The 12,182-nt window shown below is 71.8% G+C and carries 11 protein-coding genes; 5 read left to right on the plus strand and 6 right to left on the minus strand.

Annotation, left to right across the window (positions count from 1 at the left end; genetic code table 11):
* A partial coding sequence (locus ADL01_RS34185; protein WP_159049715.1) for a phosphotransferase occupies positions 1-577 on the plus strand: 577 nt, incomplete at its 5' end.
* Between the two features lie 116 nt (positions 578-693).
* Here ADL01_RS34185 and ADL01_RS34190 read toward each other — a convergent pair.
* Entirely contained in the window at positions 694-2,271 is a 1,578-nt protein-coding gene (locus tag ADL01_RS34190) for a protein kinase domain-containing protein (protein WP_053745936.1), read from the minus strand.
* A 351-nt stretch (positions 2,272-2,622) separates the two neighbouring features.
* Here ADL01_RS34190 and ADL01_RS34195 point away from each other — a divergent pair, with 351 nt between their 5' ends.
* Positions 2,623-4,311, plus strand: coding sequence for a protein kinase domain-containing protein (locus tag ADL01_RS34195; RefSeq protein ID WP_053745937.1), 1,689 nt, complete (start codon positions 2,623-2,625; stop codon positions 4,309-4,311).
* An 84-nt stretch (positions 4,312-4,395) separates the two neighbouring features.
* Here the strand turns inward: ADL01_RS34195 and ADL01_RS34200 are convergent, their stop codons facing one another.
* Positions 4,396-4,938, minus strand: a complete 543-nt coding sequence (locus ADL01_RS34200; protein ID WP_053745938.1) for a bacterial proteasome activator family protein — start codon at positions 4,936-4,938, stop codon at positions 4,396-4,398.
* Positions 4,939-5,100: 162 nt separating this feature from the next.
* On the opposite strand from ADL01_RS34200, the gene ADL01_RS34205 reads away from it, so the two are divergent.
* Complete coding sequence (locus ADL01_RS34205) at positions 5,101-5,529, plus strand: hypothetical protein (protein ID WP_053745939.1); 429 nt, start codon at positions 5,101-5,103, stop codon at positions 5,527-5,529.
* A 38-nt stretch (positions 5,530-5,567) separates the two neighbouring features.
* Here ADL01_RS34205 and ADL01_RS34210 read toward each other — a convergent pair whose 3' ends face one another.
* Positions 5,568-6,548: an NAD(P)H-quinone oxidoreductase gene (locus tag ADL01_RS34210; protein WP_053745940.1), complete on the minus strand. Its 981-nt coding sequence runs from the start codon at positions 6,546-6,548 to the stop codon at positions 5,568-5,570.
* A 163-nt stretch (positions 6,549-6,711) separates the two neighbouring features.
* On the opposite strand from ADL01_RS34210, the gene ADL01_RS34215 reads away from it, so the two are divergent.
* A complete protein-coding gene (locus ADL01_RS34215) occupies positions 6,712-7,755 on the plus strand; it encodes an ATP-binding cassette domain-containing protein (protein WP_053745941.1) in 1,044 nt (347 codons plus the stop codon).
* A complete protein-coding gene (locus ADL01_RS34220; protein ID WP_053745942.1) occupies positions 7,752-8,600 on the plus strand; it encodes an ABC transporter permease in 849 nt (282 codons plus the stop codon). The genes ADL01_RS34215 and ADL01_RS34220 overlap by 4 nt, the downstream gene beginning before the upstream one ends.
* Before the next feature lie 26 nt (positions 8,601-8,626).
* On the opposite strand, the gene ADL01_RS34225 is transcribed toward ADL01_RS34220, so the two are convergent.
* Genes ADL01_RS34225 through ADL01_RS34235 form a run of 3 tightly spaced genes read right to left on the minus strand, consistent with a single transcriptional unit; the run spans position 8,627 to position 12,133 of the window.
* Positions 8,627-9,733 carry a potassium channel family protein gene (locus ADL01_RS34225; protein ID WP_199834998.1) on the minus strand — a complete coding sequence of 369 codons (1,107 nt, stop codon included), beginning with the start codon at positions 9,731-9,733 and terminating at the stop codon, positions 8,627-8,629.
* 43 nt (positions 9,734-9,776) lie between these two features.
* On the minus strand, positions 9,777-11,213 hold the full coding sequence (locus ADL01_RS34230; protein WP_053745944.1) for a molybdopterin molybdotransferase MoeA: 1,437 nt from the start codon (positions 11,211-11,213) through the stop codon (positions 9,777-9,779).
* Positions 11,210-12,133 (minus strand): NTP transferase domain-containing protein, encoded by a 924-nt coding sequence (locus tag ADL01_RS34235; RefSeq protein WP_053745945.1) that lies wholly within the window; start codon positions 12,131-12,133, stop codon positions 11,210-11,212. The genes ADL01_RS34230 and ADL01_RS34235 overlap by 4 nt, the downstream gene beginning before the upstream one ends.
* Positions 12,134-12,182: the final 49 nt, after the last annotated feature.

The raw sequence follows: 12,182 nt of genomic DNA on the forward strand, positions 1-12,182 counted from the left end.
CTCCACCGCCCCCTCCGCCGACCCCGCCGGCACCTTCGCCCTCATCGACGACCTCCTGGCCCACGTCCATCGCCGCCGCCCCACCGACGCCTTCGACGAACTGGCCCGCCACCGGCTCCTCGAACGGCGGGCGCTGCTCGAGCAGCACGCCGACCGGCGACCCCCACCGGGCGGCTCGGTGGGCTGGGTGCACGGGGACTTCCACCCGTTCAACCTGCTCTACAAGGGGGACGTCCCGGCCGCGATCGTCGACTGGGACCGGCTCGGTGTGCGGCCCCGCGCCGAGGAGGCCGTACGCGCCGCCGCGATCTTCTTCGTACGGCCCGCCGGCACACTCGACCTGCCCAAGGCACGGGCCTACGCGCGCGCGTACCGGCGTACGGCGGGGGCCACGCCCTCCGAGCTGGCCGCCGCCGTGCACCGGGTGTGGTGGGAGCGTCTGAACGACTTCTGGATGCTCCGGTGGCACTACGAGCGGGGCGACACCCGCGCCGACTCCCAGTTCCCGGCCGCCTCGGCGCTCGCGGTGTGGTGGACGCGGGAGTACGACGCGGTGTGCGAGGCGTTCGTGGCCTGACGTCCGGCCGGAAACGGCACGCGCGCGTGAAGCCCTGTTCGGGCCGCACGCGCGCGTGGAGGCTGCTTTTTGTCAACCGGCCGGCGGTTCGTTCACCCGGAGGGGCGGTCGGCCGGTCAGGGGGTGGTGCCGCCACCCTCCGTCGTACCGCCGCCCACCACGCCGACGTCGCCCGACGGTTCCGGCGACGGCGTCGGCGGCTCCGCCGGCTCGGACACGGTTTCCGAGGGCGCCGGGGTCGACTCCACGTCCGACGGTGTGCTCGACGGCTCGCTGGACGGGGTCGGGGTCGGGGTGTACGACGGTGTGTACGACGGCGTCCACTGGGAGCCCCCCGCCCCCGAGCCGGTGCCGTCGTCCGTGACGGTGCTCGACGGCTCCTCGGACTGCTCCTCGCTCGGTGTCGCCGTGGGGTCCTCGGTCTTCGCGGACTGGGTGACGGCCGGCGACTTCGTGGTGCCGGGGTGCTCGGGGGTGCCCTTGCCCTTCTGGAGGGCGAGGGCGACGCCCGCCGCGACCGCGATCACGGCGAAGAACGCCAGTATCCACAGCTTGCCCCGGCCGCTTCCCCGGTTGCCGCGTCCCTCGAAGCCGCCGTCGTCACCGCCGCCGTACCCGCTGGGCAGGATCTGCTGGGGGATCTGGGTGGTGCCGGCGTGATCACCGGATTGGTTCATCACCGCGGTGCCCGCGAAGCCGCCCGAGGAGGTGTTCCGGCCGTCGGGCAGGTCGACGGGCCCGGTGTTCCAGGTGCCGGTGTGGCTGCCCTGGTCGTACAGCATCTGCAGGCCGTACTGGATCAGCCCGCGCATCTCCTCGGCCGTCTGGAAGCGGTCGTCCGGCTCCTTGGCGAGGGAACGCATGACGAGTCCGTCGAGTTCCGGCGGCGCGGCCTCCGCGACCTGGGACGGCGGCACCGGAATGTCCTGGACGTGCTGGTAGACCACGGACAGCGGGGTCTCGCCGGTGAACGGGGGCCGCAGCGCGAGGAGTTCGTACAGCAGACAGCCGGTGGCGTACAGGTCGGAGCGGTGGTCGACGGCCTTGCCGAGGGCCTGCTCCGGGGAGAGGTACTGGGGCGTGCCCATGACCATGCCGGTTTGCGTCATCGTCGTCGACGCCCCGTGCAGCGCGCGGGCGATGCCGAAGTCCATCACCTTGACGGCGCCGCCGTGCGTGATGATCACGTTGGCCGGCTTGATGTCGCGGTGCACGATGCCGTGCTGGTGCGAATAGGCAAGCGCTTCCAGCACCCCGGAGACGATGATCAGGGCCTGCTCGGGCCCCGGCGCCTCGGCGTTGAGGAGGAGGTCGCGGATCGTGCGCCCCTCGACGATCTCCATCACGATGTACGGGACCGACTGGCCGCCGACGAAGTCCTCGCCGGAGTCGTACACGGCGACGATCGAGTGATGGTTGAGCCCGGCCACCGACTGGGCCTCGCGCGTGAAGCGGGCCTTGGAGATCGGGTCCTCGGCGAGGTCGGCGCGCAGCAGCTTGACCGCCACGGTCCGCCCGAGCCGCACGTCCTCGGCGGCGAACACCTCCGCCATGCCGCCCCGGCCAAGTCTGTGGGTGAGCCGGTAACGGCCGTCCCCGACCAGTCCGCCCTTACCCCACAACTCAGGCGCGTCTGACATACCGCCGCCTGCCGCCTCGGGGTCGGACGGGCCCTGAGCGCGCTGCTGTGCCATCAGTCCTCGCCGTCGTTTCTGCCCGCGGTGCGCGCGGTGTTGTTACGGTCTCCGTCGGCCACGCTACAGCCTCCACGCAAGCCTCCGGTCCGGGAGGCGGTCCCGGAGGGGCTCCGGAAAGAACCCGGATGCGGGTCCCGGGCGGACCGGCCATCAAACCGGTTGCGGGTACCGTCGTGCAAATTCCGCACCTGGTCCGCGCAGGCCCTGTAACGCTTACGCGACGCTTGGCTCCCGTACGGTCACGGAACGGGCACCGCGCTTGACGTGCCTGCGGCCTCCGGCAGACTTGGTCCGGAATCAGCCAATCGATCATGTGTGGCTGTGGAGAACCTCGGGGGACGCTGAGACATGAGCCAGGACGGCGCACACGGCCGGTATTCGGGGCACGCGCTCGCCGGCGGGCGCTACCAGCTGCGCGACCTCCTCGGCGAGGGCGGCATGGCCTCGGTGCACCTCGCCTACGACTCGGTCCTGGACCGGCAGGTCGCGATCAAGACGCTGCACACCGAGCTGGGCCGCGAACAGGCGTTCCGCGAACGCTTCCGCCGTGAGGCCCAGGCGGTGGCCAAGCTCGCGCACACGAACATCGTCTCGGTCTTCGACACCGGCGAGGACGACGTGGCGGGGACGATGACCCCGTACATCGTCATGGAGTACGTGGAGGGGCAGCCGCTCGGCTCCGTTCTGGACGCGGACGTACGGCAGTTCGGGGCGATGCCCGCCGACAAGGCGCTGAAGATCACCGCGGACGTGCTGGCGGCGCTGGAGATCAGCCACGAGATGGGCCTGGTCCACCGGGACATCAAGCCGGGCAACGTGATGACGACCAAGCGTGGCGTCGTCAAGGTCATGGACTTCGGCATCGCCCGTGCCATGCAGTCGGGCGTCACGTCGATGACGCAGACCGGCATGGTCGTCGGCACCCCGCAGTACCTCTCCCCCGAGCAGGCGCTGGGCCGGGGCGTGGACGCCCGCTCCGACCTCTACTCGGTCGGCATCATGCTGTTCCAGCTGGTCACCGGGCGACTGCCGTTCAACGCCGACTCGGCGCTCGCGATCGCGTACGCGCACGTCCAGGAGGAGCCGGTCGCCCCCTCCTCGGTCAACCGCGCGCTGCCCCAGGCGGTGGACGCGCTGGTCGCCCGCGCGCTGAAGAAGAACCCGAACGAGCGTTTCCCGAGCGCCGTCGCCATGCGCGACGAGTGCCTGCGGGTGGCCGCCTCTCTCCAGCCGGCCGCCCCGAACATCGTCCCGGGCGCCCCGGCGGCGAGCGGCACGGGCGTGGCCTCAGCGGTGTTCCCGCCGGTCGACCAGGCGACCGGGCCGACGCCTGGCCCCGTACAGACCCCGTATCAGCCGACCCCGCACCCGCAGCACGCGAATCCGTACGCCGCCACCCCGCCCCCGGCGTACACGCCCGCGGCGCACACGCCCCCGCAGACCCCGGCTCCGGCGTACGGCTATCCGCAGCAGGCCTCGTACCAGACGCCCGGCGCGTACGCCCCGCAGCACACGCCCCCGCCCGCCTCCGGAGGGGGACGGAAGAGCAACACCCCGGTGATCGTGGGCTCGATCGTCGTCTCGCTCGTCGCCGTCGGCGGGCTGCTCCTCGCGCTGGACCTTGGCGGGAACGACAGCGCCAACGGTGGCGGGACCGGCGGCAGCACCCCGCGCGCCTCGGCCCCGCAGACGCCGGAGTCAGGATCCGGATCAGGCTCGGGATCCGGATCGGGATCGGCCTCGGGGTACAAGGGGCCGGACCTGGACAAGAAGATCGACGCGGAGGAGTGCTCGGAGGCGCCGGAGTCGTACACCGACCCGGACAAGATCCGGGTGCCCGACTTCCGCTACAAGAACCTGGCCTCGGTCAAGTTGTGTTTCCAGGCGGCCGGCTGGCGGATGAAGGTCACGCGGGTTCCCGACAACACGTACGGCAAGGACACGGTCATGGACCAGTTCCCCTCCGCGGACGCGGACGCCGATCCGACGGACATGCCGGTGATCGAACTGAACGTGTCGACGGGCTATCCGTCCTGAGCGGACGGTCGTTCATGGAGTGGGGCCCGGCAGCCGGTCGGTCGGCGGCCGGGCCCCACTCCATGAGATCTGGGGGGCTGGAGGCTAGAGGTACGGGCCGCCCGTGCGTCCACCCGTCCGCAGGTCCTCGTCGCCCTCGTGGCCGCCGACTCCCGGCGGCAGTGCGCGGCGCATCTGCTCCAGCTGGGCCCGCGCGGCCATCTGCTGGGCGAACAGGGCGGTCTGGATCCCGTGGAAGAGGCCTTCCAGCCAGCCCACCAGCTGGGCCTGCGCGATCCGCAGTTCGGCGTCGCTGGGAATCGCCTCGTCCGTGAACGGCAGCGACAGGCGCTCCAGCTCGTCGACGAGCTCCGGCGCCAGACCGTCCTCCAGCTCCTTCACCGAGCTGGCGTGGATCTCCTTGAGCCGGACCCGGCTCGCCTCGTCGAGAGGGGCCGCGCGCACCTCCTCGAGCAGCTGCTTGATCATGCTGCCGATCCTCATGACCTTGGCGGGCTGCTCCACCATGTCCGTCACCGGGATCTCTCGGGAGTCGTCGTCACCGCCACCACCAAGAGCCATCCCGTCCTGGCCAACGACCAGGATCTGGGGGTTCTCCGGCGACCTTTCGTTCCTCGGCATCTCCATGCGTCCATTCTCTCGTACCTGGCCGCGGCCGCGGCCGGTGGGTCCGGGCCGGCACTCCGTCCGAAATGCCAGACGGGCAGGTGCGTGTGAGGCTGGTTGCGTCGAACCCCGGTGACGGGGTGACCCGCGACCGGCGACTCCGCAGCGGGAGGTGTCACCGACATGACTCCATGGCTCCGCGTCCTGCGTACCTGCGCCACCCTGCTGGCCCTGGCAGCCCCCACGATCGCCGCTTCCCCTCACGGCGCGACACCGCCGTACGGCGGTGTCGCGCACGGCGTACGGCCCGCCCCCGACGCCTCCCGGGCCGGCAGCCTGGCGGGCGAGGGGCGGGAGCGTCCCGGGCGGCGGGAGTCCGCGCCGCCCGACGACGCGGCGGACGAGGGGGACGAGGCGGCCGTCCCCGCCCCCGTCCCCGTGCCCACGTCCGTCCCGGATGAGCCGGACGAGCCGGAAGACACCACCGGCCTGCCCGGCGCGGTCTCCGCACCGGTGCTGCGGATACTGCCGCTCGGCAGCGGACTGGTCCTGATCGGCCTCGGCCTGGGCCTCGCCCGCCTGGCGCTGCGGATGCGCGTACGGAGGACATGACCCGGGACACGTACGGAGGCGTGACCTGGGACGTTCCGCTACGGGACGACCAGCAGCACCTTCCCCACGTGCCCGCTCTCCTCCACGAGCCGGTGGGCCGCCGCGGCGTCGCTCATCGGGAACTCGCGGTCGACGACCGGCCGGACCTGACCGGCCTCGAGCAGCGGCCAGACGTGCTCGCGTACGGCGGCCACGATCGCCGCCTTCTCGGCCGGCGGGCGGGTGCGCAGCGAGGTCGCGCTGATCGCGGCCCGCTTGAAGAGGAGCGTGCCGATGTTCAGTTCGGCCTTGACGCCGCCCTGCATACCGATGATCGCGAGCCGTCCGTTGACGGCGAGGGCACGGACGTTGCGGTCCAGGTACTTGGCGCCCATGTTGTCGAGGATGACGTCGGCGCCGCTGCCGCCGGTGGCCCCCGCGAGCTCCTCGACGAAGTCCTGCTCGCGGTAGTTGATGAGGATGTCGGCGCCCAGCTCGGCGCACTGGTCGAGCTTCTCCTTCGTCCCCGCCGTCACGGCGACCCTGGCCCCGACCGCCTTGGCGAGCTGGATGGCCATGGTGCCGATGCCGCTGGAGCCGCCGTGCACGAGAAGGGTCTCGCCAGGGCGGAGTTGGGAGATCATGAAGACGTTCGACCAGACCGTACAGGCCACCTCGGGCAGCGCCGCCGCGCGCTTCAGGTCGATGCCCTCGGGCACGGGCAGCAGCTGCCCGACCGGGACGGCCACCTTCTGCGCGTAACCGCCGCCCGAGAGCAGCGCGCACACCTCGTCGCCGACGGACCAGCCGGAGACTCCGGGCCCGATCTCGGCGATCCGGCCGGAGCACTCCAGTCCGGGGTACGGGGAGGCACCGGTGGGTGGGTTGTAGAAGCCCTGGCGTTGCAGCAGGTCGGCACGGTTGACGGCGCCGGCCACCACCTCGACCAGCACCTCGCCCTCGCCGGGCACGGGATCGGGGACCTCGGCCCACACCAGCGCCTCGGGCCCTCCGGGTTCAGGAATCGTGATCGCAAGCATGAGGGGACGCTACTCCTCGCCCCGGCGATATTGGGGTGCGCTTCCGGTCCGGCGGAGAGACCGTGGACGGACGTGCGGTCGCGCGAGCGATGAGTTTGCGGCCGGCCGACGGTCTCCCTCTGTGTCACCCCGTATACGCAAGGACTCCGGAAGGACCCGAGACATGAGCCCACAGGCAGCAGCCAGGGCGGGCCGGGCGGCCGAGGTGCCCGATCTCGCGATCGAGACCGCGGGGCTGGTGAAGACGTTCGGTGAGACCCGGGCCGTCGACGGCGTCGACCTCGCCGTGCCCACCGGCACGGTCTACGGGGTCCTCGGGCCGAACGGCGCCGGCAAGACGACCACCGTGAAGATGCTGGCCACCCTGCTCAGGCCGGACGGCGGCGAGGCACATGTCTTCGGCCACGACGTGGTGCGAGACGCCGACGCGGTACGCGGCAGGGTGAGCCTCACCGGCCAGTACGCGTCCGTGGACGAGGACCTCACCGGCACCGAGAACCTGGTGCTGCTCGGCAGGCTCCTCGGCCACCACAAGCGGACCTCCCGCGAGCGCGCCGCCCAGCTCCTGGAGGCCTTCGGTCTCACGGACGCGGCGGCGAAGCAGGTCAAGCACTACTCGGGCGGTATGCGGCGGCGGATCGACATCGCCGCGTCCATCCTCAACACACCCGACCTGCTCTTTCTCGACGAACCGACCACCGGTCTCGACCCGCGCAGCCGCAACCAGGTGTGGGACATCGTGCGCGCGGTGGTCGCCCAGGGCACGACGGTACTGCTGACCACGCAGTATCTGGACGAGGCCGACCAGCTGGCGTCACGGATCGCCGTCATCGACAGGGGCAAGGTGATCGCCGAGGGCACCAAGGGCGAGCTGAAGGCGTCCGTCGGCGCCGGGTCCGTCCATCTGCGGCTGCGCGATCCGTCCCAGCGGCCACAGGCGGAGGAGGTGCTGCGGCGGACCCTCGACGCGTCCGTCAAGCGCGAACCCGATCCGGTGGCCCTGACGGCCCGCGTCGGTACGTCGGTCGGTGACACCGCTGCCGAACAGGCGGCCCGCGCCCTCGCCGAACTCGCCCGTCTCGGCATCACCGTCGACAACTTCTCCCTGGGACAGCCCAGCCTCGACGAGGTCTTCCTCGCCCTCACCGGACACGACACCCAAGCCGACTCCAGGGCCGGCTCCATCGAAGGCGAGGCGGCGGCATGAGCACCGCGACCACCACCGAGAACAGGGAACTCGCCCCTGTCAGCACCGAGTCGCTCACCGCGCTGCTCGTCACCAAGGACCGGCCGCCGCGCCCCAGCGCGCTCTCGGCGTCCCTCACCTTCGGCTGGCGCGCGATCCTCAAGATCAAGCACGTCCCCGAACAGCTCTTCGACGTCACCGCGTTCCCGATCATGATGGTCCTGATGTACACGTACCTGTTCGGGGGCGCGCTGGCCGGCTCCCCGCGCGAGTACATCCAGTTCCTGCTGCCGGGCATCCTGGTGATGTCGGTCGTGATGATCACGATGTACACGGGCGTCTCGGTCAACACGGACATCGAGAAGGGCGTCTTCGACCGCTTCCGTACGCTGCCGATCTGGCGGCCGGCGGTGATGGTCGGCTATCTCCTCGGTGACGCCCTGCGGTACACCATGGCGTCCGTGGTGATGCTGACGGTCGGCGTGATCCTGGGCTACCGCCCCGACGGCGGAGTGGTGGGCGTGGCCGCCGGCATCGCCCTGCTCCTCGTCTTCTCCTTCGCCTTCTCGTGGATCTGGACGATGTTCGGGCTACTGCTGCGCACGGAGAAGTCGGTGATGGGCGTCAGCATGATGGTGATCTTCCCGCTGACCTTCCTGTCGAATGTCTTCGTCGACCCGAGCACCATGCCCGGCTGGCTCCAGGCCTTCGTCAACAACAGCCCGATCACCCATGTGTCCTCGGCGGTACGGGAGCTGATGGCCGGCGAGTGGCCGGCCGCCGAGATCGCCTGGTCGCTGGGGTGGGCGGGCCTGCTGGTGCTGGTCTTCGGACCGGTCACGATGCGGCTCTACAACCGCAAGTAACCAGGCGGCAAGGGATCAGCGGGGCATCAGTTGTCGCGGATCGGACGGACGTCGGGCGCCACCTGCGCGCCCGGCGTCGCCCGCACGATGGTGATGAGCCGGTCCGCCACCTGAAGCTCCCCGATCGACGGATCGTCGTACCCCAGCACCCGATGCCCGCGTACGACGCTCACCACCAGGTCGTCCGTCTCCCGCGGCCCCTTGCCCACCTCGGCCTTTATGACCGGCCGTTCGATGATGTCGAGCCCGCTGCCCTGCTGGATGAGGTCCTCCATGACCATGCCGGCGGCGGGACTGAGCACCGACAGCCCGAGCAGCCGCCCGGCCGCGCTCGCACTCGTGATGACGGCATCGGCACCGGACTGCTTGAGCAGCGGCGCGTTCTCCTCCTCGCGCACGGCGACCACGATCTTCGCCGTGCGGTTGAGCTGCCGGGCCGTCAAGGTGACGAGGACGGCCGTGTCGTCGCGCTGGGTGGCGATGATGATCTGCCGCGCCCTCGGCAGCTCGGCCTGCAGCAGTACGTCACTGCGCGTGGCGTCGCCGATCACTCCGGCGTATCCCTCGGCGGTGGCGGCGTCCACGGCCTTGGAACTGGGGTCGACGACCACGACCTGTTCCTTCTTCAGGCCGGTGACACAGACGGTCTGTACGGCCGACCGTCCCTTGGTCCCGAACCCGATGACAACGGTGTGCTCTCGCAAGGCCGCCCTCCAGCGGTTCTGGCGCCACTCCTCCCGGGTGCGTTCCGTGAGGACTTCGAGAGTCGTGCCGACCAGGATGATCAGGAAGAGCACGCGCAGCGGTGTGATGACGAAGATGTTGGTGAACCGGGCGGCGTCACTGACGGGCGCGATGTCGCCGTATCCGGTGGTGGAGAGGGTGACGGTGGCGTAGTAGAAGGCGTCGAGGAGGCTGACGGAATCGTCGGCGTTGTCGTGGTAGCCGTCGTGGTCGGCGTAGACGATGAGCGCGGTTGCGACCAGCACCAGCAGGGCCATGGCGACGCGCTTGACGACCTGCCGGATCGGCCGTTCCACCACGGTCCGGGGAAGTTTCACCCGATGGGTCACCAGATGCTCGTCCGCCTGGCGGGCTATGGCGTCATGGCCCGGCAGTTTCACGTGAAACATCCTCCACTGCTGCGGCGGCGGGCGCCGTTGCGATCCGAATGTTTCACGTGAAACACACCCCGGCCTCGGTGGCTGCCGACCAGGGCAGTTCGAGCAGTTCCAGTTCCTGCCCGGCGCGGGCTCCGCCGGGCGGGACGACCGCGAGGGCCTCGGCAGCCGCGATGCCACGCAGCATGGCCGGCCCGTTGTAATGCAGCGGTACGGCTCGGTCGCCGCGCAGGGCGACGGGAACGAGCCGGGTGTCGTGCGGGTGCCCGTGCACCTCGTCCCTGAGCGGCAGCGTGTACGGCTCCGGCGCCGCCCGTCCCGCGAGGGTCCGCAGCAGGGGTTCGGCGAGGGTGAGCAGTCCGGAGACGGCGGCCAGCGGATTGCCGGGCAGCCCGACGAGGTGCTGGTTGTCCTTCGTCCTGGCCAGCAGCATGGGGTGCCCGGGGCGCACCTGGACCCCGTTGACGAGCAGTTCGGCACCGAGGCGGCGCAGGGTGGGGTGGACGTGGTCGACGGGTCCGGCGGCGGTGCCCCCGGTGGTGACGACGATCTCGGCGGGGGAGTTCTTCAGGGCCTGGTAGAGCGCCTCGGCGTCGTCCCCGAGCCTGCGTACGGCGATGACGTCGGCGCCCAGCGAGCGCAGCCACGGCGGCAGCATCGGGCCGAGTGCGTCCCGGATCAGGCCGTCGTGCGGCAGCCCCTCGCTGAGCAGTTCGTCGCCCAGGACAAGGACTTCGGCGCGGGGCCGGGGGACCACGGCAAGGGTGTCGTACCCGGCGCCCGCCGCGAGCCCGAGCACGGCCGGGGTCACGAAGGTGCCGGTGGGCAGCAGCTGGTCGCCCAGGCGGCACTCCTGGCCGCGCGGACGGATGTCCTGGCCGTGGCTGATCTCCCGGGTCGCGTACAGCCGGCCCTTGTCGTCCGTGCGGCCGTGCTCGCTGCGCAGTACGGCGGTCGTGTCGTACGGGATACGGGCACCCGTTGCGATCTGTACCGCCTCGCCGTCGGTGAGCGGCTCGGGCTGCGCGTGCCCGGCGAGCACACCGGCCTCGCGCACGTCCCAGGGACCGGGGCCCGCCACCGCCCAGCCGTCCATCGCGGAGGTGTCGAAGGAGGGGAGGTCGGTGAGGGCCGCGAGAGGCGCGGCGAGGACCAGGCCGAGGGCGGCGTCGAGGGGGACGGAGACAGGGGCCCAGGCGGTACGGGGGACCTGGCGGGCGGCGCGCTCGGCTACGGCGCGGGCATGGGGCCACGGGGTGGCCCGGGGGCGGGCGGGGGCGGAGGCGGGCGCGGGCTCGGGGGTGAGGCCGCCGCCGGTGCCGGGGACCGGCTGGTCGGCCTCCACGTCGTAGACGCCGTCCCCTGCGGGGGCCGGTGCTCCGGCGCCCCCGGAGGTGGGCCTCTCGCCCTGGTTGCCGCCGCCGTTTCCTTCGTTCACGAGGGCGAGCGCCTCCTCGGCGCCGAGGTCGTCCAGGTCGCTGTAGGCGGTCATCCGGCGTCCGGGCTGTCGGGGGCCTTGCCCGCACCGGGCTCGGCGTCGGCGGCCGCGGCCTCCTCGGCCCAGCGCAGGGCGAGGGCGACGGCCTTGCGGCTGGCCTCAGCGACGGCCTCGGGGCCTCCCCCGGCCCGGCCCGCCACGTACCCGACGAGGAACGTCGTCAGCGGGGCGGCCGGCCTGGCCACACCATGCGCGGCGTCGCGGGCGAGGTCGAGGAGGAGGTGGGTGTCAACGTCCAGGTCGATGCCCAGTTCGTCCTTGACTGCGGAAATCCATTCGTCCAACACGTGCCCATGCTCCCTGATGCGTGCTCTGGCGGCGGCGATGTCGTCCCAGGTGTCGCAGTCGAAGGACGCGACGGGATCGGACACGCGGGTGAGTTCCAGCGCGGCGGTCAGCCGACGCAACGGCAGGCCGACGAGGCCGCCGGGTTCGAGGGTGAGCGCGCCCAGCTCCCGGCGCAGCGCCGACGCCCGGTACGCGGCCACGAGCGGCTGGTCCCGGCCGCCGGTGTCGGTGAGCAGCGCGCCCTCGGCGCCGCTCGTCCGCAGGGCGCCGAGAAGACGCCGTAGCGTCGCCGGTCCCAGGAAAGGAAGATCGGCGGAGAGGACGACGACGTGCTCGGCCCCGGTGTGTCGCAGACCCGCGTCGAGCGCGGCGACGGGCCCGCTGCCCGGTGGGTCCTCGTGGGCCCAGGTCACGGGCCGCGCGGTGGGCCGAGGCCCGGCGACGACCACGGTGGTGCCGGCGTCGGCGCAGACGGCGAGCACCCGGTCGAGCAGCGCGCGCCCGCCCACCCGTACGCCGGGCTTGTCCGCGCCGCCGAGCCGCCGGGCGGCCCCGCCCGCGAGCACCACGGCGTCGTAGCCGTCGGCGCCGGGGGTCCCTGAGGGCTGGGGGTCGTAGGCGGTCACCCTCCGAGTATGCGGGCGGCCGCCGATCACGGGAAACGTGTGCGCGCCG

The organism is Streptomyces sp. NRRL WC-3618, from assembly GCF_001280005.1.
Classification (GTDB): domain Bacteria; phylum Actinomycetota; class Actinomycetes; order Streptomycetales; family Streptomycetaceae; genus Streptomyces.

Bases quoted from the DNA above. Each gene is read 5' to 3' on its own strand.
- ADL01_RS34190 (WP_053745936.1), bottom strand. From the start codon at position 2,271: ATGGCACAGCAGCGCGCTCAGGGCCCGTCCGACCCCGAGGCGGCAGGC.
- ADL01_RS34195 (WP_053745937.1), top strand. From the start codon at position 2,623: ATGAGCCAGGACGGCGCACACGGCCGGTATTCGGGGCACGCGCTCGCC.
- ADL01_RS34200 (WP_053745938.1), bottom strand. From the start codon at position 4,938: ATGGAGATGCCGAGGAACGAAAGGTCGCCGGAGAACCCCCAGATCCTG.
- ADL01_RS34205 (WP_053745939.1), top strand. From the start codon at position 5,101: ATGACTCCATGGCTCCGCGTCCTGCGTACCTGCGCCACCCTGCTGGCC.
- ADL01_RS34210 (WP_053745940.1), bottom strand. From the start codon at position 6,548: ATGCTTGCGATCACGATTCCTGAACCCGGAGGGCCCGAGGCGCTGGTG.
- ADL01_RS34215 (WP_053745941.1), top strand. From the start codon at position 6,712: ATGAGCCCACAGGCAGCAGCCAGGGCGGGCCGGGCGGCCGAGGTGCCC.
- ADL01_RS34220 (WP_053745942.1), top strand. From the start codon at position 7,752: ATGAGCACCGCGACCACCACCGAGAACAGGGAACTCGCCCCTGTCAGC.
- ADL01_RS34225 (WP_199834998.1), bottom strand. From the start codon at position 9,733: ATGTTTCACGTGAAACTGCCGGGCCATGACGCCATAGCCCGCCAGGCG.
- ADL01_RS34230 (WP_053745944.1), bottom strand. From the start codon at position 11,213: ATGACCGCCTACAGCGACCTGGACGACCTCGGCGCCGAGGAGGCGCTC.